Annotated in this window: 20 protein-coding genes and 1 tRNA gene; 18 read left to right on the top strand and 3 right to left on the bottom strand. The window is 66.5% G+C overall.

Annotated features, from left to right (window positions below; translation table 11 throughout):
• Positions 1-78 precede the first annotated feature (78 nt).
• The 14 genes from ASE82_RS07550 (at position 79) to ASE82_RS07490 (ending at position 12,913) form a co-directional block, all read left to right on the top strand.
• Entirely contained in the window at positions 79-1,080 is a 1,002-nt protein-coding gene (locus tag ASE82_RS07550) for a phage major capsid protein (RefSeq protein ID WP_056060986.1), read from the top strand.
• Positions 1,081-1,252: 172 nt separating this feature from the next.
• Positions 1,253-1,801: a head-tail connector protein gene (locus ASE82_RS07545; protein WP_056060983.1), complete on the top strand. Its 549-nt coding sequence runs from the start codon at positions 1,253-1,255 to the stop codon at positions 1,799-1,801.
• Positions 1,798-2,181, top strand: a complete 384-nt coding sequence (locus ASE82_RS07540; protein ID WP_162236714.1) for a DUF3168 domain-containing protein — start codon at positions 1,798-1,800, stop codon at positions 2,179-2,181. Before ASE82_RS07545 ends, ASE82_RS07540 begins: the two co-directional genes overlap by 4 nt.
• Before the next feature lie 11 nt (positions 2,182-2,192).
• Positions 2,193-2,600, top strand: a complete 408-nt coding sequence (locus ASE82_RS07535) for a phage tail tube protein (protein WP_056060976.1) — start codon at positions 2,193-2,195, stop codon at positions 2,598-2,600.
• 171 nt (positions 2,601-2,771) lie between these two features.
• Positions 2,772-3,086 carry a gene transfer agent family protein gene (locus tag ASE82_RS07530; protein ID WP_056060973.1) on the top strand — a complete coding sequence of 105 codons (315 nt, stop codon included), beginning with the start codon at positions 2,772-2,774 and terminating at the stop codon, positions 3,084-3,086.
• Positions 3,083-3,274, top strand: coding sequence for a phage tail assembly chaperone (locus ASE82_RS18860; protein ID WP_082441365.1), 192 nt, complete (start codon positions 3,083-3,085; stop codon positions 3,272-3,274). Before ASE82_RS07530 ends, ASE82_RS18860 begins: the two co-directional genes overlap by 4 nt.
• Positions 3,264-3,815, top strand: a complete 552-nt coding sequence (locus tag ASE82_RS07525; protein ID WP_200910695.1) for a tail tape measure protein — start codon at positions 3,264-3,266, stop codon at positions 3,813-3,815. The genes ASE82_RS18860 and ASE82_RS07525 overlap by 11 nt, the downstream gene beginning before the upstream one ends.
• 163 nt (positions 3,816-3,978) lie before the next feature.
• On the top strand, positions 3,979-6,255 hold the full coding sequence (locus ASE82_RS07520) for a DUF2460 domain-containing protein (RefSeq protein WP_056060968.1): 2,277 nt from the start codon (positions 3,979-3,981) through the stop codon (positions 6,253-6,255).
• A 173-nt stretch (positions 6,256-6,428) separates the two neighbouring features.
• Positions 6,429-7,226, top strand: coding sequence for a DUF2163 domain-containing protein (locus tag ASE82_RS07515; protein ID WP_056060965.1), 798 nt, complete (start codon positions 6,429-6,431; stop codon positions 7,224-7,226).
• Positions 7,223-7,594: a hypothetical protein gene (locus ASE82_RS07510; protein ID WP_056060962.1), complete on the top strand. Its 372-nt coding sequence runs from the start codon at positions 7,223-7,225 to the stop codon at positions 7,592-7,594. The genes ASE82_RS07515 and ASE82_RS07510 overlap by 4 nt, the downstream gene beginning before the upstream one ends.
• A 1-nt stretch (position 7,595) precedes the next feature.
• Positions 7,596-9,758, top strand: coding sequence for a phage tail protein (locus ASE82_RS07505; RefSeq protein WP_056060959.1), 2,163 nt, complete (start codon positions 7,596-7,598; stop codon positions 9,756-9,758).
• 22 nt (positions 9,759-9,780) lie between these two features.
• Positions 9,781-10,284: a DUF2793 domain-containing protein gene (locus ASE82_RS07500; protein ID WP_056060956.1), complete on the top strand. Its 504-nt coding sequence runs from the start codon at positions 9,781-9,783 to the stop codon at positions 10,282-10,284.
• Positions 10,285-10,403: 119 nt separating this feature from the next.
• The gene (locus tag ASE82_RS07495) at positions 10,404-11,525 is read left to right on the top strand and encodes an OmpA family protein (protein ID WP_056060954.1); all 1,122 of its coding nucleotides are present in this window, start codon (positions 10,404-10,406) and stop codon (positions 11,523-11,525) included.
• A gap of 569 nt (positions 11,526-12,094) precedes the next feature.
• Positions 12,095-12,913: a shikimate 5-dehydrogenase gene (locus ASE82_RS07490; RefSeq protein WP_056060952.1), complete on the top strand. Its 819-nt coding sequence runs from the start codon at positions 12,095-12,097 to the stop codon at positions 12,911-12,913.
• 5 nt (positions 12,914-12,918) lie between these two features.
• Here the strand turns inward: ASE82_RS07490 and ygfZ are convergent, their stop codons facing one another.
• The gene (gene ygfZ / locus ASE82_RS07485) at positions 12,919-13,656 is read right to left on the bottom strand and encodes a CAF17-like 4Fe-4S cluster assembly/insertion protein YgfZ (protein ID WP_056060949.1); all 738 of its coding nucleotides are present in this window, start codon (positions 13,654-13,656) and stop codon (positions 12,919-12,921) included.
• Between the two features lie 133 nt (positions 13,657-13,789).
• Between ygfZ and pyrC the strand changes: the two genes are divergently transcribed.
• Positions 13,790-14,824, top strand: a complete 1,035-nt coding sequence (gene pyrC, locus ASE82_RS07480; protein ID WP_056060946.1) for a dihydroorotase — start codon at positions 13,790-13,792, stop codon at positions 14,822-14,824.
• 134 nt (positions 14,825-14,958) lie between these two features.
• On the opposite strand, the gene ASE82_RS07475 is transcribed toward pyrC, so the two are convergent.
• Both ASE82_RS07475 and ASE82_RS07470 read right to left on the bottom strand, forming a co-directional pair.
• Positions 14,959-15,300, bottom strand: coding sequence for a hypothetical protein (locus ASE82_RS07475; protein ID WP_056060943.1), 342 nt, complete (start codon positions 15,298-15,300; stop codon positions 14,959-14,961).
• 178 nt (positions 15,301-15,478) lie between these two features.
• Positions 15,479-16,261: a DUF1134 domain-containing protein gene (locus tag ASE82_RS07470; protein ID WP_056060940.1), complete on the bottom strand. Its 783-nt coding sequence runs from the start codon at positions 16,259-16,261 to the stop codon at positions 15,479-15,481.
• A gap of 285 nt (positions 16,262-16,546) precedes the next feature.
• Here ASE82_RS07470 and ASE82_RS07465 point away from each other — a divergent pair.
• From ASE82_RS07465 to ASE82_RS07455, 3 genes are all read left to right on the top strand, one after another.
• Positions 16,547-16,639: transfer RNA gene (locus ASE82_RS07465), tRNA-Ser, on the top strand.
• 715 nt (positions 16,640-17,354) lie between these two features.
• Entirely contained in the window at positions 17,355-18,530 is a 1,176-nt protein-coding gene (locus ASE82_RS07460) for a M48 family metalloprotease (RefSeq protein ID WP_156348812.1), read from the top strand.
• Entirely contained in the window at positions 18,527-23,983 is a 5,457-nt protein-coding gene (locus ASE82_RS07455) for an AAA domain-containing protein (RefSeq protein WP_056060935.1), read from the top strand. The genes ASE82_RS07460 and ASE82_RS07455 overlap by 4 nt, the downstream gene beginning before the upstream one ends.
• The last annotated feature ends 84 nt before the right edge of the window (positions 23,984-24,067 follow it).

The following is a 24,067-nucleotide window of genomic DNA, read 5'->3' as shown; positions in this document are numbered from 1 at the left end:
GTAGGGGCGAGGGAATTTGTGAAGTTTCATGAGGCGTCCTGCGGGGCGCCTTTTTTCGTTTCATGCGAGGAGATGGACATGAGTGTTGTTGACCGGCCGGTTTTGGCGGGGGCTTCCCCCTTGGCGCAGAATGCGGCGTTTGCGGGGTTCGTTCGGACTGGCGCCACGCTGGAGATGAAGGCTTTTACCGGGGTAACCGGCGATGCCGGCGGGTTTGCGGTGCCGCGGGAGATCGATGCTCAGATCGATACTTTGCTGAAGGCGGTGTCGCCGATCCGGTCGATCGCCAATGTCGTGAAGGTGGGATCGGCGGGGTATCGCAAGCTGGTTACGACCGGGGGTACGCCTTCGGGGTGGGCGGCGGAGAATGCGGCTCGGCCGGAGACGGCGTCGCCGGTGTTCGTCGAGATCGCGCCGCCTACGGGGGAGCTGTATGCGAACCCCTCGGCTAGCCAGGCGATGCTCGATGACGCGGCGTTCGATGTCGAGGAGTGGCTGGCGGGCGAGATCGCGATGGAGTTTGCTAAGGCCGAGGGGGCGGCTTTCGTGTCGGGTTCCGGTGTGTCGCGGCCGAAGGGGTTTTTGACTTCGGCTACCGCGGCGACCGCGGATGGGGTTCGGGCTTTCGGGACCTTGCAGTATCTGGCGAGCGGTACGGCGGGGGACTTTTCGGCGAACCCGCAGGAGCGGTTGATCGATCTGGTTCAGTCTTTGCGCGGGCCTTATCGGCAGGGGGCCAGCTTTGTCATGAATGCGGCGACTCTGGCGCGGATCCGGAAGTTCAAGACGACGGATGGGGCATTCGTCTGGGCGCCTTCGCTGGCGGCTGGGGTGCCGGCTACGCTGCTGGGGTATCCGGTGGTGGAGGCCGAGGACATGCCGGATATCGCGGCGAATGCGCTGGCGATCGCGTTCGGGAACTTCCGCGCGGGGTACATCATCGCGGAGCGGACGGAGACGGGGATCCTGCGTGATCCGTATTCGAACAAGCCTTTCGTGAGCTTCTACGCGACCAAGCGGGTCGGTGGGTGCGTGACGAATTCCGAGGCTATCAAGCTGATGAAGTTCTCGGTGGCTTGAGTGGTGCCCCCTCTCCCCTGCGGGAGAGGGAAGGAGGAGCACTTGCGACGGGAGGGTGAGGGGCGGTTGGGATTCACGTCCTTAGCCTCACTCCCCTCTCCCTCCCACGCGCAAGGGCGCGCGGGCCCCTCCCTCTCCCCGGAGGGGCGAGGGAAGTTTTGGAGACATCGTTATGACGGGGTCGGCGATTTCTGCCGGGGTGATCGCTGAGGTGGTCGTCGCGGCTAGGGCTTTGTTGCGGGTGGAGAGTGGGGAGGACGTCGTGCTCTCGCGGTTGGCGCAGACCGCGCTGCTGCTGGGGGAGGCTTTCCTGGGGGCGGCGGTGATCGGGCGGCCGTTCGAGGATGTGGTGACCAGTGCGGCGGGGTGGCGGCGGCTGATGGTCGCGCCGGTTACCGTGATCGCGGGGGTTACTGGGTTGCCGGTGGAGGGAGCTCCGTTCGTGTTGGCGGTCGGAGCGTATGCGGTCGATATCGATGCGGATGGGGTTGGTTGGGTTCGCGTCCTGGCTGCGGGGTCTGCTGGGCGCGTGGCTGTGGCGTATTCGGCGGGGCTGGCCTTGAGTTTCGAGGCGGTGCCGGCGCCGATCGCGCAGGGGGTGGCGATGCTGGTCGCGCACCTCTTTGATCACCGGGAAAGCGATGTGGCGCCGCCGGCTGCGGTGGCGGCTTTGTGGCGGCCTTATCGGCGGATGCGGCTTGGTCTCGCGGTGCATTCGTGAGTGCTCGGGTGGTTTTGCAGGCGGCGATCGTCGCACGGCTGAATGCGGTGCTGGACGTGAGCGTCTTCGATGCGCCGCCGGTTCGTGGAGGGCTGCCTTATGCGGTGGTCGATGAGCCGGTGTTGTCGGACTGGAGCACGAAGACCTGGGTTGGGCGGGAGGGGCGCGTTCTGCTGACGCTGTTCGATGGTGGGGAGCGGCCGGTTCGGGTGCGTTCGTTGCTGGCTGCTGCGGAGGAGGGGTTGGAGTTACTCGCCCCTGACCTTGGTGAGGGGTGGCGGGTTGTTCGCTTGGCACTGGTTCGGTCTCGGGTGCTGCGGGTCGGGGATCGGTGGCGCGGGACGTCGGAGTTTCTGGTGCGGATGTACCGCGAGAGTTGAGGGAGACAGGCATGGCGGTGGAGAAGGGGAGTGCGTTCCTGCTGAAGGTGGGGAACGGGGCGGTGCCGGTGGTCTACGCGACGGTGGCCGGGCTGCGGACGACGCAGATGTCGGTGAATGGGGAGGCTATCGTGGTGACCACCAAGGATTCCGGGGGGTGGCGGCAGTTGCTGTCGGGGGCTGGGGTTCGGAGCGTGTCGGTTTCGGGGGCGGGGGTTTTTACCGGGTCGGTGGCCGAGTTGCGGGTGAAGGCTAGTGCGCTGACCGGGGTGCTGGATGATTATCGGCTGGCGTTCGAAGGCGGGGATACGATGACGGGGAAGTTCCTGGTGTCTCGGCTGGATTACGCCGGGGATTTCAATGGGGAGCGGTCTTACACGCTTAGCCTGGAGAGTTCCGGGGCTGTTGTTGTGGGTTAATCTCCCTCGCCCCGTTGGGGAGAGGGAAGGAGGAGCCGCTTGGCGACGGGAGGGTGAGGGGTTTTGGGGCGGGGGTTCCGTGCCTCACTCCCCTCTCCCTCCCACGCGCAAGCGCGCGCGGGCCCCTCCCTCTCCCCGGAGGGGCGAGGGTTCTCTTTTTGGAGACATCTTATGGGTGATTTGGCGAATTCGGTTCGGGGGGAGGAGTCTCTTCGGGTTGGGGGAGAGGTGCTTGTGCTTCGGCCTAGCTTTGCTGCGCTTGTGGCGGCCGAGGGGGAGTTGGGGCCTTTGTTTGCGCTGGTGGAGCGCGCGGCGGAGGGGAAGCTTGGGATCGGGGAGATGGTGGGGCTGTTCTGGCATTGTCTGCGCGAGTGTCCCGAGGGGGTTACTCGGGAGCGGTTGGGGGAGGCTGTGGTCGAGGCGGGGCTGGCGGCGGTGACGCCGGTTTTGCGGGGGCTGTTGCGGCAGATCCTGGCGGGGAAGTGACGTTTTCCGAGAATGCGGCGCGGTTGGCTGGCTTTGCTGGCGCAGTGCTGGGGTGGGCGCCGGAGGTGTTCTGGCGGGCTACGCCGGCGGAATTGGCGGGGGTCGTGGGGGCTTTGGTGGGGGACGTGCAAACGCCGCCGGATGCTTCGACGATCGCGCGGTTGAGGGGGGCTTTTCCTGATGGATGATCTTGATGCGGCTCTGGTGAGCGTGCGGGCGGATACGACCGGGTTCTCGCGTGATGTCGAGGCGATGCGGGGGGAGTTGGAGGGTGTGCTCGGCGCTGGGGCGGAGCGGGCTGCGCTGCGGGTTGAGGCGGGGCTGTTGCGCGCCGTTCGGTCGGGGAAACTGGGGTTCGAGGAGCTGAAGGGGGTGGCTCTGTCGGCGCTGGATGCGATTGCTTCGGCGGCTTTGAAGGCTGGGGTGCAGTCGGTGTTGAGTGGCGGGGGTTTGAGCGGGGCGCTGGCGGGGCTGGTTGGTGGGTTGCCGGGGCGGGCGACTGGCGGGCCGGTGTCGCCGGGGCGGGCTTATGTCGTGGGGGAGCGGGGGGCGGAGGTTTTCGTGCCTACTTCCAGCGGGCGGGTCGAGGTTGGCGCGCCGGGGGGCGGGGTTCGGGAGGTGAGGGTGGCTATTACGGTGAATGCTGCAGCGGGGAGTGCGCCGGGGGTGTTGGCGCAGTCGGGGCGGCAGGTGGCGCGGGCGGTGAAGGCGGCTTTGGCTAGCGAATAGTCCCTCTCCCTTTCGGGGAGAGGGAAGGAGGAGCCGTAGGCGACGGGAGGGTGAGGGGTGGTCGGGATTTGGGTTCCGTGCCTCACGCCCCTCTCCCTCCCACGCGCAAGGGCGCGCGGGCCCCTCCCTCTCCCCGGAGGGGCGAGGGAAAGAGGAGGATATTATGGCGCATTGGCTTTGCTCTGCTCGGAGTGTGCAGGTCGAGGGGCTTGTTTCTCGGTTCGATCCTCGGTTTTGGACGGTGGATTTTCCGCGGCCGATGATGGCTTCGGTTGTGACAACCGGCCCCGCTTCGCTGCGGGTGGATGCGGTTTTCTATAAGGCGGACGATCTGGCCGGAGTGATCTGGGAGGCGGTGGATCGGTTCGATCATCCTTTGCTGAAGTATGAGACTTCTCGGGATTTTCGGGACTGTCGGCTACGGTTTCGGTGGCGGTCTTCGGGGGTGATGGCGTTGGATGCCATCAATGGGCCTACGCTCACGATCGAGGGGCGGGATGCGGCTGGGGTGGCTCGGTCCTGGTATGTGCGGTTGTGGAATTATGCGGTCGGGACGCCGGAGGACGCGGTGGTCTCGCTCGATTTCGGCGTGATGGTTGGCGGGTTTGAACTGCCCGAGGATAGCGATCCGGTGTGGGCGGGGGATATCGACCGGATGTTCGTGTCGGTGGTGCCGCCGGAGTATACCGAGGTCGATGTTCCGCTGGCTGCGCCGCGCGAGGGGTGGGTCGAGTGGACCGATCTCGTCTGCGAGGGGCCGGGGTCGGTGTTGGCGATCGGTGATGCGGTGGTGCCGGAGCATGGGGTTCGGATCGCGGGCGGGTATGACGACAGCTATAATCTGACGCCGGCGCGGCTGCTGCGGAATGCGCTGCATCTCGGGTATCGCGGGAGCATCGTGCACTATGTGGGCATGAGCCATTATTTCCGGCTCGAGGGGGCTGGGGGCGGGCTCTTTGTGTCGGCGGCGGGGGGCGTTTTGAACGTCGCTTGCGCGGCCTGGCACCGGGATTTTGCAGCGCGGGCGAAGGCGCTTGGGTTCGATGTCATCTGGTCGCTCAGCTACGAGCTGTTCGATTCGCATTGCTGGAACGACTGGAAGCAGCGGGCGGCGGATGGCGCGCCGGCGCTGACGGGGTGGGAGCCGCCGTCTACTTTGCTGTCGCCGGCGCATGGCGGGGCGATGGGGTATCTTCAGGCGGTCGCGCGCGCGTTCATGGGGATTGCGGTGGCGGCGGGGTTGGCGCCGAAGTTCCAGGTGGGCGAGCCTTGGTGGTGGGTCATGCCGGATGGGCGGCCTTGCTTCTATGACGCGAGTGCTGTGGCGGCGTTTGCGCCGGTCGAGATGGCGAGCATTCGCAGGTCGAAGACGCCGGCGCAGATCGCGACGCTGGATGCGGCGGGGGTTTGCCTGGCAGCGTCTACTGCGGCGTTGGTGGCGGCTGCTCAAGCCGAGGCGCCGGGGTGCGTGTCGCATCTGCTGACGTATCTGCCGACCGTGCTGGAGGCGAAGGCGCCGGAGGCCAAGCGGGCGAACATGCCCGTGGGGTGGGCGAGCCCTGCCTTCGATGTGCTGCAGTTGGAGGATTACGACTGGGTGACGGCGGGGGATTCTGCGTCGTCCGCCGAGGGCGTGGCGGTGGCTTTCGCGCGGCTGGGGTATCCGGTGGCGAGGCAGCATTATCTGTCGGGGTTCGTGTTGCGGCCTGACCAGGCGGCGGAGTGGGGGCTGATCGAGGCCGCTGCCGAGGTAGCTCGGGCGCGGGGGGTGGCGGAGACGTTCCTTTGGGCGCTGCCGCAGGTGATGCGGGATGGGTTCGTGCATTTCGATACTGCTGGGGGAGACGAGGTCGTGGATGCGTTCGATGACGTGCTGTTTCCGTTGGCGCTGGGGCGCGAGGCGGAGGTGGCGCCGGGATTTTCGACCGCGATTTTGACGAGTGCGGGGGGGCGGGAGGCTCGGAATGCGGCGTGGGCGGAGGCTCGGACGTCGTATGATGTCGGGCCGGGGTTGCGGAGCGAGACGGACATCGCGGTGCTGCTCGCGTTCTTTCGGGCGCGGATGGGGGCCGCGCGGGGGTTTCGGTTGCGGGATCCTTTCGACTTCGACGCTGTCGGCGAGGTGGTCGGGGTTGGGGATGGGGTCTTGCGGCGGTTTGGCTTGGTGAAATCTTACGGCGCGATGGAGCGGCGGATTACGCGGCCGGTTGCTGGCAGTGTTTCGGTGGCTTTGGGGGGTGTTGGGACTTTGGCGTTTTCCGTCGAGGCTGGGGGGTGGGTGGTGCTGGATGCGGCGCCTGCTCCTGGGGCGGTGGTGACGGCGGGGTTTGCGTTCGATGTGCCAGTTCGGTTTGCCGAGGATCGGTTGAGCGTGGCTCGGGCTACGTTTCTGGCTGGGGTGGCGGCGAGTGTGCCTCTGGTCGAGGTTCGGGAGGCGTGATCTTTCCCTCTCCCCGCCGGGGAGAGGGAGGGAGGAGCTCTTGCGACGGAAGGGTGAGGGGTGGTTGGGGTAGATGTCCCGAGCCTCACTCCCCTCACCCTCCCACGCGCGAGGGCGCGCGGGCCCCTCCCTCTCCCCGAAGGGGAGAGGGTATTCTTTAAAAGGAGACGCTCATGTTTCTGGATGCTGAGCTGGCGACGATCGCCCTGTGCTGGCGGATCGAGCGGCGGGATGGGGTGGCGGTGGGACTGACCGCGCATGACCGGGATCTGGTGGTGGGCGGGCTGGTGCACCGGGCTGCGCCGGGGATGACGCCTTCGGCGATCCAGCGGAGTGACGGGCTGGAGGCGGATACGATGGATGTGGCGGGGGCTCTGACGTCTGCTGCGATTGGCGAGGGGGCTCTGCTGAGCGGACGCTGGGATGGGGCTCGGGTGGTGCTGTTTGCGGTCGACTGGACCGATCCCGTCGCGCGGGTGGAACTGGGCGAGGGGATCATTGGTGCGGTCGAGCTGGGAGATGCGGGGTTCACCGCCGAGCTGCGGGGGGCGAGTGCTGCCTTGGATCGGGCGGTGGTGGAGGAGACGTCGCCGGAGTGTCGCGCGGAGCTGGGGGATCGGCGGTGTCGGGTGGCGATGGCGGGGCGGCGTAGGTTTGCCCGGGTTGTTGCGTGCGAGGGGGCGGTGGTGACGTTGGACTCCAGCGCTGAGGGGCTTGGGGGTGGGTTGCTGCGCTGGTTCGGGGGGACGAACTGCGGGTTGGAGAGCGCTGTCGCTCGGGGTGCCGGGGTGGCGGTTACTTTGCGGGCGGTGCCTTCGTTCGTCGTGGAGGCGGGGGTGTTGGTCGAGGTCGTCGAGGGGTGTGACAAGAGTTTGGCCACGTGTGCGGGGCGGTTCGGGAATGCGGTGAACTTTCGGGGGGAGCCGTATCTGCCGGGGATCGATCTGCTGACGCGATATCCTGGGGCTTGAGTGCGATCGCGGAGGCTGCCGTTGCGGCGGTGGGGACGCGGTTTCGGTTGCATGGGCGGGGGCTGGACGGGCTCGATTGTGTCGGGCTGGTGGCGTTGGCTCTGCAGGCTGGGGGTTATCTCGGCGAGGTTCCGAGCGGGTATGCGCTGCGGGGTGGCGATTGGGGTTTGCTCGATCGGGTGCTGGTGCGGGTTGCAGAGGCTGAGCCGGGCGACGTGCTGCTGATGGCGGCGGGGCCGGGGCAGGTTCATCTGGGGATCAGGACGGCGGCGGGGTTCGTGCATGCGGATGCGGCCCTGCGGCGCGTGGTGGAGCGGCCGGGGATGCCGCCCTGGCCGCTGATCGGTGTGTGGCGGATGGGGGTGTGACATGGCGACCTTGGTATTGACCGCGGTGGGGAGCGCGGTGGGCGGGCCGATCGGGGGCGCGATCGGGGCGCTGATCGGGCAGTCCGTGGATCACGCGCTGTTTGGACCCAAGCGACGCGAGGGGCCGCGGCTGGTCGAGCTGGCAGTGCAGACGTCTTCGTACGGGTCGCAGATTCCGAAATTGTTCGGGACTATGCGGGTGGCGGGGACGGTGATCTGGGCGACCGACCTGATCGAGAGTCGGGCTTCGTCTCGCGCGGGCAAGGGGCAGCCGAGTACGTCCACCTATTCCTATGCGGCGTCTTTTGCGGTGCTGTTGTCGGCTCGAGCTATACTTGGCGTTGGGCGGATTTGGGCTGAGGGGAAACTGCTTCGGGGGGCGGCTGGGGACTTCAAGACGGCGACTGGGTTTCGGTTGCATCTGGGGGGTGAGGATCAGGCGGTGGATCCGTTGATCGCGTCTGCGGAGGGGGCGGCGACGCCGGCGTATCGGGGGGCGGCTTATGCCGTGTTCGAGATGTTGCAGCTCGCGGATTTCGGGAATCGGATTCCTTCGCTGACGTTCGAGGTGATTGCGGACGAGGGCGCGGTGCTGGTGTCGACGATCGCGAAGGCGCTCGCGGGGGAGGTTTCGGGGACGGCGGCGCTGGCGGTGGGTGGGTTTGCCGCGTCCGGCGGGAGTGTTCGGGCGGTGCTGGAGATGCTGGCTCAGTCTGGCGGGGCTTGGTTTGCGCCTGTCGGTGGCGGGTTGGTGATGTGCGATGTCGCTGGGGCGACTGTCGTCGTGGCGGACGAGGGGTTTGCGGTTGAGGGGAAGGGCGTGCAGCGGGCTCGGGCTGTCGCGGCGATCGAGACGGTACCGCGGACGGTGACGGTTGGGTATTATGATGCGGCGCGGGATTATCAGGCGGGGGTGCAGCGGGCGCGGCGGCCGGGGGCGGGCGTGCGTGACGATCGCGTCGAGGTGCCGGCGGTGCTGGAGGCGGGGGCGGCGAAGACTGTGGCGGAGGCCATGTTGGCGCGGGCTGAGGCTGGGCGGGTGCGGAGAACTATTGCGGCCGGGTTCGAGGCGATGGCGATTGCGCCGGGGGCTTGCGTGACGATTGCTGGCGAGGGCGGCGTCTGGCGGGTGGCCGATGTGAACATCGAGGCAATGGTGACGACGCTGGGGCTGGTGCCGCTGGTGGTGGCTTCGCTGCCGGCGACTGCGACGAGCGGACGGGTTTCGGGGGCGGTGGATGCGGTCGTCGGGACGACGATCGTGCGCGCGTTCGAGGTTCCCGGGTTGGGGGATGCTCCGTTGAGCGCGCCGCGGATGACGGTGGTTGCGGCCGGTACGGGGGCGGCGTGGCGGCAGGCGGCTATGCTTTACAGCGTTGATGATGGGGTGAGTTGGGTGGCGGCCGGGGCGACGGCGGCGCCTGGGGTGCTTGGGACGATTGCGGTTGTGGCGCCCGGCGCACCGGCGACGCTTGTCGATCTGCGGGGAGCGTTCGAGGTGGTTCTTGCGCATGCGGAGATGGAGCTGGGCGATGCGGATGCGGCGGCGCTCGACCGGGGCGTGAATTTGGCGCTCCTGGGGGACGAGCTGGTGCAGTTCGGTCGGGCGGAAACGCTGGGCGGGGCGCAGTGGCGGTTGAGCCAGTTGCTGCGTGGGCGGCGGGGAACCGAGGCGGCAACAGGCCTGCAGATGGTCGGGGAGCGGTTCGTGTTGCTTGAGGCGGGGGCGGCTGGGGCGTTCGACTTGCCGGTGTCAGTGCTGGGGCGTGAGGTTCGCGTGATCGCGTCCGGCGTCGGCGATGATGCGCCGGTCGAGGCGCGGTGCGTGATGCGCGGGGCTTCGGTGGTGCCGCCCTCGCCGGTGCATCTGCGATTTGCGAGTGAGGCCGACGGCAGTGCGACGGTGCGCTGGACGCGGCGGAGCAGGGCGGGATGGCGCTGGATCGACGGGGTCGATGCGCCGCTGGCCGAGGAGGTCGAGGCGTACCGGGTGACTGTGACGGCCGGCGGAACCTCGCGCGATGTCGATGTGGCGGAACCCTTTGTCTCGATCACGGCGGCGGAACGTGTCGGTGCCGTGAGCATCGCAGTTCGGCAGCGCGGCGTGTTCGGGGAGTCGCTCGCGGCGGGACTGATCGTACCGCCCCTGATCGTACCGGCGTGATTCACCAACGGGGGAACGAATTATGAGCGACGACCGCACAGCACGTCTGGCATTGCCGTTGTTGCAGCCTGGCCAGGCGCAGAAGGAAACGACGCATAACGAGGCACTGACGTTGCTCGATCTCGCGGTGCAGGCGAGCGTGACGGCGGTGGGAACCAACGTGCCGCCGGTCGCGCCGACCGCGGGCAGCGCGTGGATCGTCGGGACCGCGCCCACCGGTGGCTGGGCGGGGCAGGCGCGAGCGATCGCCGGGTGGACGGCAAGTGGGTGGCGGTTCCTGGTGCCGCGCGAGGGCATGACGGTGTGGAGCATTGCCGATGGACAGTCGGCGCGGTTCGGTGCGGGCGCGTGGACGCTGGGGGTACTGGCCGGAACCAAGGTCTCGATCGGCGGAGTCGACGTGGTGGGTCCGCGTCGTCCGGCGGTTCCCGACCCGGCCGGCGGCACCGTCGTCGATGGACAGTCGAGAGCGGCGATTGGTGCCATATTGGCAGCATTGCGGGGGCACGGATTGATTTCCGTCTAGAACACCCTGAAAACTGTGTCGTTCCAGCAACACTTCTAACTTTTGTCAGCTTGCGTGGAAACAAGCCCGAGGATAGGGAGTTTGCGATGTCCGTGTGACACTCATGAAAGGGGATTTATATGCGGAAGCTTGCCGTCGTTCTGGCACTCGCCTCCACCGCACTTGCCACTCCCGCCCTCGCCCGCGACAAGTCGTGGTACGTTGGCGTCGAAGGCGGTGCGATGATCGTTGAAGATATCGATTATGATATCGGCAACCTGAATAAGGCCGGTTCGGTCGATCATGACTATGGTTATGACGTCGATGCGGTCATGGGTTACGACTTTGGTGGTTTCCGTCTGGAAACCGAAGTCGGCTACCGCAAGGCAACCGTGGATGGCTACTCGTCGTCGACGACCACGCCTGTGTTCGGTGCAACCGGCGTTCGCGGCAACGCTGGCGCAAACAGCTACGACTACGCTGGTGGTTCGTCGTCGGCGCTCAGCTTCATGCTGAACGGCCTTCTGGACTTCGGTCCGGACGATGGCATCCAGGGCTTCGTCGGCGGTGGTGTTGGTGTTGCTCGCGTCAAGGCGCAGTACGCTCTCAACAACAACGGTGACTTCCTGAACGACTCGGACACCGTGTTCGCGTATCAGGGCCTGGCCGGTATCCGCGCACCGCTGACCGACCACATCGACGCGACGCTGAAGTATCGTTTCTTCAACGCCGAGAACGTCAAGCTGGTCGACGTTTCGAACCGCGTGTTCGACGGTCGCTATCGTTCGCACAGCATCCTTGGTGGTGTGACGTACAACTTCGGCGAGCCTGCTGCTCCGCCGCCGCCGCCGCCGCCGCCGCCGCCTGAGCCAGTCGCTCCTCCTCCGCCGCCTGCGCCGGTCGAAGTCGTCTGCTCGCCTGGTCCGTTCATCGTGTTCTTCGAATGGGACAAGTCGGACATCACGCCTGAGGCAGCGTCGATCCTCGACAACGCCGTCACGCAGTACCAGTCGTGCGGCAACGCACAGGTCATGCTGGCAGGTCACGCCGATAAGTCGGGTTCGGCATCGTACAACGTCGGTCTGTCGCAGCGCCGCGCAGATGGCGTGAAGGCATATTTGTCTTCGCATGCCATCCCGGACAGCGTCATTTCGACGGAAGCATTCGGCGAGAGCCGTCCGCGCGTCGAGACCGCCGATGGCGTTCGCGAAGTGCAGAACCGTCGCGTGGAAGTCACCTACGGTCCGGGTTCGGGCCAGTAAGACTTTCGCCAATCGGCTCTCGGGTCGGTTACGGAATGAAGATCGGGGAGGTCGGCGCAAGCTGGCCTCCCTTTTCTTTTGTGCATTCGGCGCAGCGGCCAGTTGCGAGGGTTCGTGGATTGGCGAGTGTCGATTCTGTTCGCGCGGAGGCGCGGAGCCGCGGAGAGTAAGGGCGGAGATGAATCGTTCCGGGTAAGCGCATCCGCGAATGCGGCTTTGGATGATCAGCTTCGCCAAGGCGGGGCGATGGTGGAACGCGCTAACCAAGCCGGCTTCTTACTCTCCGCGGCTCCGCGCCTCCGCGCGAACAAAATCACCGCCTGGGCCTTTCGCGACGGCGGTGTTTGGCGGAACGTCGATGTATTCACGCGAAGGCGCAAAGGCGCGAAGAGGGTTTGCCGGTGGCGGCGTTGGTCGCTCTCTTACGTAATCTTCAGTGCTGCCGCGGGCGCGGGAGGCGGAGCGCTTGGGGCCGACATCTTTGCGCCTTCGCGCCTTCGCGTGAACACATCTATCGACGCTTCACCGTGGCGGCTCGCGACTATAGTGAGAGCGGACTTAGCGAGGAGATGCAGATGAAACCGCTGATTGGACGCGACACGCGGCTGTGCATGTCGTTGTCGGCGCGACCGGGGAATTTCGGGTCGCGGTTTCATAACCGGCTCTACGAACTGACCGGGCTCGATTTCGTCTACAAGTCGTTCTCGACCACCGACCTGGGAGCGGCGATTGGCGGGATCAGGGCGCTCGACATTCGCGGGTGCGCGATCTCGATGCCGTTCAAGGAGGCGGTGATCCCGCTGCTCGACGGGTTGGCGCAGTCGGCAAGCGCGATCGACAGCGTGAACACGATCGTCAACGACGATGGCGTGCTGACCGGCCACAACACTGATTATGGCGCGGTCGTCGATCTGGTCGCGGAGTTCGACCGGACGATGCCGTTCGTGGTGCGGGGATCCGGCGGGATGGCGAAGGCGGTCGTGGCGGCGCTCGGCGACAACGGGTTTCGCGCTGGCACCATCGTCGCGCGGAACGAAGCAGCCGGACGCGCGATCGCGGATCGCTATGGTTTTGCCTGGGCGGCGGAACCGGAGGGTGAGGCGGCGTTGCTCGTCAATGCCACACCGCGCGGGATGAATGGGTCGGATGCCGACGTACTGGCCTTTCCGCACGCCACGATCGCGGCCTGCACCGTAGCGTTCGACGTGGTGCAATATCCGGTCGCGACGCCGTTTCTGAAAGCTGCGGGCGAGGCGGGTAAGCGTTGCATCACCGGGGCGGAGGTGGCCACGCTCCAGGCGTTGCAGCAGTTCGTGCTGTATACGGGCGTGACGCCGTCACCCGCTCAGGTAACGGACGCTGCGGACTGGGCTCGCGCGCATCCGTGAGCGAGTCAGCCGGTCGACGTTTCCGTTAGCGCCGTGGCCAGCCACGGCGGAATGATTGCGTCGCCCAGTGCCTCGACACGGCGATGCTCCACCATCAGGCCGAGTTCGGGATAGGTCACGTGTGTCCTTCCGCTCGGTTCGGTGAACGGCGCGACGATCAGCCGGCGATTGACCTTCGAGCGGTGGTGCATCCGCGCGGTGTTCTCCTGACCGACGTAACACCCCTTGGTGAAACTGACGCCGTTCAGTTCGCGCGCGTTGCATTCGAGCCAAAGTGTCTCGCCCGCGCCGAGTTCGCCGACTCCCTCGGTCACGCCGAGCGACAGGCGGTGCGCGTGCCAGTCGGTTGCCGGCTCGGCAGGTGGCCCAAGCCAGCGGCGACCCAGGTCCGCAAGGCGAGGATCGGGAACGCCGCGGTCGCCATCCCATGCCCAATGGACCGCAAGTGCGTCGGGCGCGAGCGTGATTGCGCGGCGCAGGCGGTAGAGCGAAAGGCGCTTCGTCAACGCGTCGGCTTGCGCGGCCTCGACGTCGATCAGCACGTCGGTGCCGTCGGCCCACAGGATGAAGTCGAACAACACCTTGCCTTGCGGCGACAGCAACGCCGCCCAGGCGGGTGCGTCCGGCGTGAGCAGCGCCGTGTCGGCGGTGACCAGCCCCTGCAGGAAGCCGCGTACGTCTTCGCCGGCGACGCGGATCACGCTGCGGTCTGCGAGCATCGTTCCGGGGAGGTCAGTGTTCATCCGTACCACCTAGTGCGTGCGCGGCGATTTCCAACCAAGGTATGATCCCGACCGAAGGCCGCATCCGCCCATGCGACGAAAACCCGCGCCCGTCCGTCTGGCGTCGGGGCACGTGCGCCGATAGGAAGGCGGCATGACCGACCGCCTCACGATCCGCCGCCCCGATGACTGGCACGTCCACCTGCGCGATGGCGCGATGCTGGAGGCGGTCGCGGAGCATACCGCGCGGCAGTTCGCGCGCGCGATCATCATGCCGAACCTGACCCCGCCGGTGACCTCGATCGAGGCGGCGCAGGCGTATCGCGGTCGGATCATGGCAGCGGTCGGCAGTGTCGCGTTCACGCCGCTGATGACGTGCTACCTCACTGACGGCACCGATCCGGCCGAGCTTGAGCGCGGCCATGCGGAGGGCGTGTTCACCGCGTGCAAGCTGTACCCCGCGCATGCTACGACCAACTCCGCGCACGGTGTTACCGACATTAGCGCGCTGACGGCTGTGCTGGAGAGGCTGCAGCGGATCGGCATGCCGCTGCTGATCCACGGCGAGGTGACCGACAAGTCGATCGACATCTTCGACCGGGAGGCGGTGTTCGTCGAGCGCGTGCTGACGCCGCTGGTGCGCGATTATCCCGGGCTGAAGATCGTGCTGGAGCATATCACGACCGCCGAGGCGGCTGCGTTCGTGGCAGAGGTTGATCATCCAATCGCGGCGACCATCACGCCGCAGCACCTGCTGATCAACCGCAACGCGCTGTTCGACGGCGGGCTTCGTCCCCACGCGTATTGCCTGCCGGTACTGAAGCGCGAGACGCATCGGTTGGCCGTGCGGCGCGCGGCGGTGTCGGGTTCGCCGCGGTTCTTCCTGGGAACGGACAGCGCGCCTCATGTCGTCGGGGCGAAGGAATCCGGATGTGGGTGCGCGGGGATCTTCAACGCACCGTTCGCGCTGGAGGCGTATCTGCGCGTATTCGACGAGGAGGGCGCGCTCGACAAGTTCGAGGGGTTTGCGTCGGAGCATGGCGCGCGGTTCTACGGCTTGCCGTTGAACGAGGGGACGGTGACGTTGGTGCGCGGCGACGTCGCGGTGCCGGCTTCGGTCGGCGCGGGGGATGCGGCGGTGGTGCCGTTCCTTGCGGGAACCAATGTCGGGTGGCGATTCGAGAGGTAAAATACCTTCGATCGCAGTATGCCCCCGACGCTCCGTCGTCCTGGGCTCGACCCAGGATCCAGAGCGATGCATGTCGACGTTTGTGGCTCTGGATCCCGACTTTCGTCAGGATGACGGGCGGCTGGTATCTACTGCTACAGGCCTGCCTTCAGCCGATCGAGCCACAGCCGCGCTTCCTTCTGCTCGCCGACCGCACTAGCGCTGACCGGGCCTCGCGCGGCGAAGAAGTCGCGGTGGAGTGCGAAGGGTTCGAGCATCAAGCGTTCGCGCATGGAGTCGATGTCGGTGCCTATCTCGGTGAGCGCGTCGATCGTCGGGGCGATCGCGGCGCGGACGCGGCGATCCGGGGTGCGGTCGAACAGGCCCAGCGAACCGGCGGCGGTCTTCTCGAGGGCTGCGATCAGCGTTTCGCGGTAGTCGGTTTCGAGGTCTTCGCGCTGGGCGTCTAGACGGGCGAGGCGGTCAGGTTTTGCCATTTGCCGGGGGTAGCGTTTGCGGGGCGGGCGTCAACTTTTGGGCTTGGGTGCAGTGGCGCCAAGCTACGGTGAGTTGTGGGCGCGCGCCGTGGGCAAAGCCCACGTCGTCGGACGGGGCCTTGCCCCGCCGGCCGGGCTTGTCGGAGTCAGCCGGGCGTGGCCGGCTGCCCGACTGCGCCTAAAACGGCAGCCACCTGCTCTTGTGCGTAATATTCATATACCCGACGTTCACACCCGCGCGCCAGCCGACGCCAAGGCGGATGGGGATCAGGACGACGTTGCCGCGCCTCAAGTACGTCGCGGCGAACCCACCGACTAGGTACAGGCGGCCTTCGACTGCTGGGAAGCGTTTGTAGAGTTCTTCGGTGTCATAGAGGTTGTAGACCAGCACGAAGACCTTGTTCGCGTCGCCGCCGACATCGAAGCCGACCGAAGGACCGGTCCAGTAGACCGGCTGCTGGCCCTCGACCTTGTGGCTCATGATCCCAGACCCGTAGCGGACGCCGAGGATGAACGCGCCCGACGCCTCTCGCCCGGCGATGTACGCGTTGGGCTGACCCTGGTCCTTGAGGATCTTTTCGAGGAGGCCGCCCAGCCCGGCGGCGCCCTTGCCGAACACGCCTTCGCCTGCCGCGAGCAGATCGTCGCGCTCATAGGTATCGGCGGCCTGCATCGTCGCCTCGGCGCGCGTTTCCGGGGGGCGGGTGGTGGTCGTCGTGACGGGCGGCGCGGAGTCCTGGACCGGGGTCTCCGGATAGGCGGGGTCAGGTGCGGCCGGGCGCGACGGCTGCGTTGCCTGCGGACGCGAGGGGGGCTGATAGGCGCGCGGCGCGAGATCGCCGTCGATCGCCTGGTTGGGATCGATCGTGCGGACCTGCGCGGACGCGCTCGCCGCGCCACCCACGGCACTCCCGCAAACGGCCGTCGCAATGGCACCAAGGCCAAGCCAGAAGCTACGCATGTCGATCCCCAAACCCATCGCAAACACAGAAGGCGCCCCGAAGCAGGGCCGTCAACCGCTGCGCCACGGGTTAACCCCTAAGCGACGAGTTAACCAGCGCAGGGCTTGCCGTGCAATGAACGATGGGCGCGAGCCTGTCGAATTTGGGCTAATTCGAGTGAATGGCCGGGCAGGCCGGGACGAAGAGCTGAGTGAATCCAGAGAATGACGAATAACGCGCTGGACGCCATTACAGGCGTTGCCCCTTCGCCCTACCCTCGCTATAGCCCCGCATCTGCTGCAGCCGGAGACGTGGGTGAGTGGCTGAAACCAGCGGTTTGCTAAACCGCCGTACCGGGTTTACTGGTACCGAGGGTTCGAATCCCTCCGTCTCCGCCATTTTTGCCAACTCACCGACCCGCTAGCTGGCGATCTCGCCGAGCCTCGAATGCCGCGGTGACGGCTATTGGTAATGCCCACGTGTTGCAGCGCTGTGATCGTTTTGCGGCGTACGCTTACTCTGGTCCCCTCCATTTTCTGACGTTGCTTCGGGAGCCCGGGCTTGAAGCGGGTGTTCCGAGCACTGGACGGAGTTAAGGTGCGGGGCCGCATACTGGGACGGTCGATGCCGTCCTCGGAATTACCGTGTTCGTAGACAGTATGGCGGTGCCAAACCGGCATCCAGAATTGTTACAGGGCGACTTTTAGAGCGGGGTACTCATAACTGCCGTTGGATGTCCGTAACTGCATTGACTGATTTCCGAGGACTAATGACGGATGTCTTTTAGGCATGCTTATAGTGTTTGTGATCAGACGGCGGCTATTGGCTGCCCCGCTCTTTTGAACGTTTTCGCGCTATTCGAGGATTACGTTGACGATGCTGCCTTATTAAGGGATCGGCACTGCCGGACGGTTCCAGACGCAGATTTCTTCGAACCATGCATCGTTGTGAGGAACGACGCTGAGGCGGCAAATCAGCGCGCTAAATCTAACCGAAGGTAAAAGCCGATGGCTCCCGCAGATCCCTTACCAACCGGAAACGTCCGTTCCGGGAAAGACGTGGCTGGACGAACGTTGGCAGGAACCTAGGGTGGCGGCAGCCGGGGGACTGAATTTGACCGTTGTACCAACACTCGAGCCGCTTGCGTATCATCGTGCGGTCGTCGGATACCTGACCACGTCGGAGCCTGAGATCTGGGCTTGGGCGATGGCGCAGGAGACGCGTGGGGAGCAGGTCGAAGAGGTGCGGGCGACGTTGTTGCGGCAGAATTACCGGCTCGACGCCGCGGCGCATCCCGAGATCTACGAGGATTGTCGCGCCGTGCTGGCAGTGCTGGCGGTCGAGGCGCCGGTGACGATCTATCAGGCGCCCGACACCACGATGAACGCCGCGCTCTGGTATGTGCCCGGGGAAATCCACCTCGTGCTGTACGGCCCCGTGCTGGAAAAACTGTCGCGCGTGGAGCGTGTCGCGTTGTTCGGTCACGAACTGGCGCACTACAAGCTCTGGTCGATCGAGGGCGGGATCTATCACGTCGCCACCACGGTTCTCGATCATGTGCTGGCCTATCCGAACGCAGCCCCCAGCCATGCGGAGACAGCGCGGATCTACCGGCTCTCAACCGAACTCTATGCCGATCGCGGCGGCGCGGTTGCCGCAAACGCCACAGCGCCCGCGATCGCGACGTTGGTCAAGACGATGACCGGCTTGCTGAGCGTCGACGCCGAGGCGTATCTGCGACAGGCGGCCGAACTCGAGGCGACCAAGCCGGTGGCGGAGGGCGTCACGCATCCGGAGATATTCCTGCGCGCGCAGGCGCTCGACAAATGGTGGCGGGCGGACGTCGACCTGGAGGAATGGCTGACCGAACGCATCCGCGGGCCGCTGTCGATCGCGACGCTGGACCTGCTGCGACAGCAGGACATGACCGCGATGACGCGCGCCGTCCTCGCCAGGCTTGCCAAGGACCCGGCGGCGAGGGGCGAGGCGGTAGCGGCGCAGCTGCGGCGCTACTTCCCAGACTGGGGACCCGACGAGACACCGATCGACGCCGCCGCGCTGGCTCCGGCCAGGATCGATGCGGCAACGCGCGAATATCTGATCGCGCTCAGCTTCGATCTGGCGATGGCCGATCCCGACGACCGCGATGCGATGCTCGTGGCCGGTGCCCGGCTCGCCCAGGACTATGACGGGCTCGCTGCGTTTCGCGAGGCGCTCAAGCGCGATCTCAAGATGAACCGCCAAGCGATCACCCGCCTCCTCGCGCCGCTCGACAAGGTTTCCGCATGACCCAGCCCGTCTCGATGCAGCCCGCCGTTACGCTGCGCCAGCGTCTGGCCGCCGATGGCGGTAGCGTGCCGTCCGAGGATCTGTTGCGCGCGGTGCTGCCGTTGATGCGCGAGGTCGGCGCGCTGCACGCGCGCGGACTGGTCGCGGAGCTTGGCGACGAGGCGGTGGTCGATCGCGATGGCGAACTCGCGCTCGCCCGCCCCGATGGGCGTCCGCTGCAACTGAACGAAGCGGGCATCCGTGCTGCGCAGCCGCGCGTCTCGTCGGCGTTACGGGTGGTCGGCGAATACCGCGTCACAACCGACATCGAGACGGGATCGCAAGTCGACGATCTGCGCGCCGGCGGCCCGGATGGGGAAAGGCCGGATGCCGACCTGCGGGAAGCGGTGAACCCCGCATACCAAATCGGCTATCGGAGCTGGGAGGAGCAGGTCGGCCATCACGACGAGCAGACCGATATCTTCTCGATCGGGCTGATCCTTGCCAGCCTCGCGTGCGGGCTCGACTTCAACGACGAGACCGACGTCAGGCGCTTCTCCGCCGACCAAGGCAATCTGTTCAGGCTCAACGGCGCGTTGCATCCGGTGATCGCGTCGCTGATCGGCGAGATGACCGCGCTCAACCGGCACGAACGCGCCAGCGACCTGATGGCGGCGGCAAGCCGGTTGGAAGACTATCGCGATCAGCCGGTCGGGCTGGATGTGAACCGCGTTCTGGCGGGGGCGACCGGCGTGCCGAGCCGCCGCGCGGCTGTCCTCTCGCATCTGCGCGATCGTCTGTTCGACCTCTCGCGTCGCAACCGCCTGATCCATTTCCGCCCGACCCAGGCGACGGTGAACCTGACCGTTGCCAGCGTACCGATGGTGATGCGTCTCGAATCGATCCGTGCCGAACAGCTCTGCACCTGGGATGGCAAGTTCGCCGCCGAGGTTCTGGGCGGCGGCAAGGTCAGCCTCGCGAAATGGCTGCGGTTCGAGGACCAGCCCTATCTGCCATCGGCGTTCGACCGGGTCATTCAGGAGACGCGACGCGACCGCGCCGAATATGGCTTCAGCCATCTCCGGCTTGTCGTCGCCTATCTGCACTGGCACAATCTGAAGGAGTCGCCGGACGAACGCATCCAGTCGCCGTTGCTATGGCTGCCGGTCGAGGTCGCCAAGCATAAGGGCGTGCGCGATCAATATTCGTTGCAAATTGCCGACACCGAGGCCGAGTTCAACCCGGCGCTCCGCCATTACCTGCGGCAGCTATACGATATCCAGTTGCCCGAGCGGGTCGACCTGTCGCAGACGTCGATTGCGGAAATCCAGGCAGACCTGCTCGCGCAGATCCAGCGCACCGAGCCCGGCGTGGCGCTCGCGTTGAAGACCAAGCCGGAAATTCAGCTGATCCACCAGAAGGCCGTTCAGCGGTTGCGTGTGTTCCAGCGTCGTCGCGGCGCGACGGCCGGCAGCCAGGGAATCACGCGACCCGAGTTCAGCTACGATCGCGACGATTACCGGCCGCTCGGGCTCGCCTTGTTCGAGAAATACGTGAAGCCGAGCCCGCTGCCCCAACGGATTGCGGTGGGGGCGGCGATGCCGCCACGGCCCGATCGCATGGCGGCGGAGGCCGAAGCGACGTCCTTCGCGCTGGCCGGTGGCGAAGGTCACCGGTTCTCGTGGGAAATCGACCTGACGCAGGTCACGCTGGCGAACTTCAACTACAAGAAGATGTCGCTGGTGCGCGACTATACCCAGCTGATCGACGACCGGGTCACGCCGCCGTCGTTCGACACGGTGTTCTCGATCGAGCCGCGCCCGATCGAGGCCTCGCCGCCGCCACCGCTCGCACCGTCCGACCTGTGGAGCGTAGTGCCCGCCGATGCGACGCAGGAGGCGGCCGTCTCGATGGCGCGGACCGGGCGCAGCTTCATCATCCAGGGGCCGCCCGGCACCGGCAAGTCGCAGACCATCACCAACCTGATCGCGGACTATGCCGCGCGCGGCAAACGCGTGCTGTTCGTGTGCGAGAAGCGCGCCGCGCTCGACGTCGTGTTCAACCGGTTGAAACAGGCCGGGCTCGATCGGTTGGCGTGCCTGATTCATGATTCGCAGGAGGACAAGAAGAGCTTCGTCCTCGATCTGAAGGATTGCTACGAAAGCTGGAACAAGGCCGACGATGCGATCGACCATCATCGCGCCACCCGCGATCGGACGGTCGCGGCGCTGTCGCAGCATCTCGGCCGGATCGCGGCGTTCGATCGGGCGATGGCGCATCTGCCGACGGACTCGACGGTCACGCTGCGGGCGATGATCCGACGAATGCTCGCGCTGCCCGAGCCGACCGAGGCCGATCCCGCGATCCGCGAGCGCTTGCCGCCGCTGGTGGAATGGGACGCAAATCGTGCGTTGGCCGATCGTATCCATCGGACGGTCGGCGATGCGTTCGGTCTCGACAGCCTCGCCGAGCATCCGTTCGCCAGAATGTCCCCGGCGACGGTCGCCGACGAGCGATGCTATGCGCAGGTGTCGGCGATGGTCGCGGACGGCGTGCAGCTGTTCGACCGGATCGATCCGATGCTGGAGGACGACGGCACCCTGGTGTCGGGGGATACCAGCTTGGCGGATGCGCTGGTGGTGGTGCGATCGGCATCGGCAGCGGTGCAGACGAACCTTGCGGGCAACCTCGATCTGCTCGACCCGACCTCGGCCGCGTCGCGCGAGTTTCGCGACGCCAGCGCTGCGTTTGCCGCGGCTGCATCGAAACATGCGGCGGCGGCGGACGCGGCAGGGCATTGGACCGATCCGCTATCCCCCGAAGATGCCCAAGCCGCGCTGGATCAGGCGCGTCGACAGGAGCCGGGCTTTTTCAAGTTCCTGAGCGGAACCTGGAACCGCCTCAAGCGCACGATCCACGAACGCTACGATTTCTCAGCGCATGCCGTCGAACCCAGCATCACCGCCGTGCTCGAACGGCTGGTGGCACGCCAAGCCGCGGCGGCGGAGGACACCGCCGCGCGCGCTACGCTGAACGCGCGGTTCGGAACCAACGATGCCGATGCGCTGGCCGCACTGCGTGACAGGTGGTCCGACGATGCGGCGCCGGTGCTCGTCCGCCGCCTGGTCGCTCATGCGCAGGCTTCCGCGGATCCGGCCGCAACGCTCGTACGGGAAGCGCGCGCTAGCGCCGCCATCGAAGCGCTCGCCGCGCTATGCGATCGTCATCTCGTCGATGGCCAGGCCATGACGTTGAGCGCGCTGGCCGAGGCGATGCGCGACATGCGCGAGGGCCTCGACGACCTGCCCGACCTGTTGCCACTGCTGCGGGCGGCGGATCAGGCGGGGCCGCGGGTGGCCTTTGCCTTGCGGACGATGACGCTCGATCCGGCGCGTATCGAAGCGCTCGTGCTCGACGAGGCGATCAGCCGCGCGTTGCGGGCCGAGGCGGCTCTGCACCGTTTCGACGCCGCGCAACTCGCGTCGAGCGCGCGCCGGGCCGCGCGTGCCGGCGAGATCCTCCAGGACGACAACGCCGCCTGCATCCGCGCCACCGCGCAGCGCAAGTTCCGCGATCACGTCCGCCAATCGACGCTGTCGGTGACGCAGCTCGATGGCGCCGGGCGCCAGGCCAAGAAGATATACGCGACCGGGCGGCGCGAGCTGGAGCACGAGTTCGGCAAGACCATGCGCTATCGTTCGATCCGCGACCTGTCCGATGACGAGACCGGCGTGGTGGTCAACGACTTGAAGCCGGTATGGCTGATGAGTCCGTTATCGGTATCGGACACGCTGCCGCTACAGGCGGACCTGTTCGACGTCGTGATCTTCGACGAGGCCAGCCAGATCCCGATCGAGGAGGCGGTGCCGGCGCTCAGTCGCGCGCCGCAGATCGTCGTCGTCGGCGACGAGATGCAGCTGCCGCCCACCAGCTTCTTCGCCGCCGCGCGCGACGAGGACGAGATGCAGGTCACGGCGGAAGAAGACGGCCAGACGATGGCGATCCTGCTCGATGCCGCCAGCCTGCTCGCCCAGGCGGCGCGAAGCCTGCCCGCGACGTTGCTTGCCTGGCATTATCGCAGCCGCTCCGAAGCGCTCATCAGCTTTTCCAATGCGGCGTTCTACGATGGCCGACTGGTTACCATTCCCGACCGGACGATCGCCGAGACGGGCGCGTCGCCGACGGCGGTGCGATCGGACGACGAGAGCGCGCCGGTCGATAGCGTCGATCGGCTGCTGGCGCGCGCGATCAGTTATCACCCGGTCGCCGACGGGCTGTACGACAAGCGCGCGAACCTTCCCGAGGCGCGCCTGATCGCAGCGATGGTCCGCGACCTGCTCGGCCGCGAAACCGGGCTTAGCATCGGTATCGTCGCGTTTTCCGAGGCGCAGCAGACCGAAATCGAAAACGCGCTCGATGCGCTTGCCGCGGAGGATCCGGCGTTCGCCGCGCTGATCGAGGCGGAATATGTCCGGGAAGACGACGGCCAGGTGAACGGGCTGTTCGTGAAGAATCTCGAAAACGTCCAGGGCGACGAACGAGACGTGATCCTGCTGAGCATCTGCTACGCGCCCGATCGCACTGGGCGGATGGCGATGAACTTCGGCCCGATCAACCAGCGCGGCGGCGAAAAGCGCCTCAACGTCATCTTCAGTCGCGCGCGGCATCACATGGCAATCGTGTCCACCATCCGCGCCGAGGCGATCACGAACACGCACAACGACGGCGCGCGTGCGCTCCGGACGTTCCTGTCGTTCGCCGAAGCGCAGGCGCGGGGCGACGGACCGCACGGCCAGGCCATTCTCGCCACGCTCAATCCCGAAGCGCAACGCATCTTTTCCCGCGCGCCGGCACCGGACCCGCTGCGCGATGCCCTTGCCGCGGCGCTGCGCGCGCGTGGCCATGTCGTCCAGGAATATGTCGGCAGCGCCAGCTTCCGTTGCGATCTCGCGATCGTCGCGCCGGACGGCAAGAGCCACGCGCTCGCCATCCTGCTCGATGGAGACGCCGGCGATGCGATCGCCGATCGCTACGTGTTCCAGCCGACGATCCTGCGGCGCTTCGGCTGGCGGGTGATCGATATTCCCTCGCATGCCTGGCTCCGCCAACCCGAGGCGGTGATCGCGCAGATCGAGGCGGCGTTGCGCGGCGACGAGAACGCCGTCGATGACGATCCGTTCGAGCCGGGATCGGCGTTGCCGCTACCCGTCATACCCGTACCGTCCCCTGTCCCGGAAGCGCCTGCGGCAAAGACGTCGGCGGAGGGCTTCACCACGTTCGAGTTCACGCAAGGGTCGTCCGACAAGTTCTGGAAGATCGCGGTAAACGGCACCGAAGTCACCGTCGTCTATGGTCGTCGCGGCACCAAGGGCAGTTCCGTCGTCAAGACCTACGAGACGCCCGAACGCGCGGCCCGGGAAGCGAACAAGCTGACGCTGGAAAAGACGCGCAAGGGGTATGTCGAGACCTCTTGAGACAGGTCTGTTGCCTGATGCTGTTTGAACCGGGCCGTCACGGCGAGCGCAATGTTGCTGCAATACACCAGGACCATATCGGAG

The sequence above is a fragment of the Sphingomonas sp. Leaf230 genome, from assembly GCF_001421745.1.
Taxonomy (GTDB): Bacteria; Pseudomonadota; Alphaproteobacteria; order Sphingomonadales; family Sphingomonadaceae; genus Sphingomonas.
The sequence above is the reverse complement of the archived record's forward strand: the minus strand, read 5'-3'. Positions and strand labels throughout refer to the sequence as shown.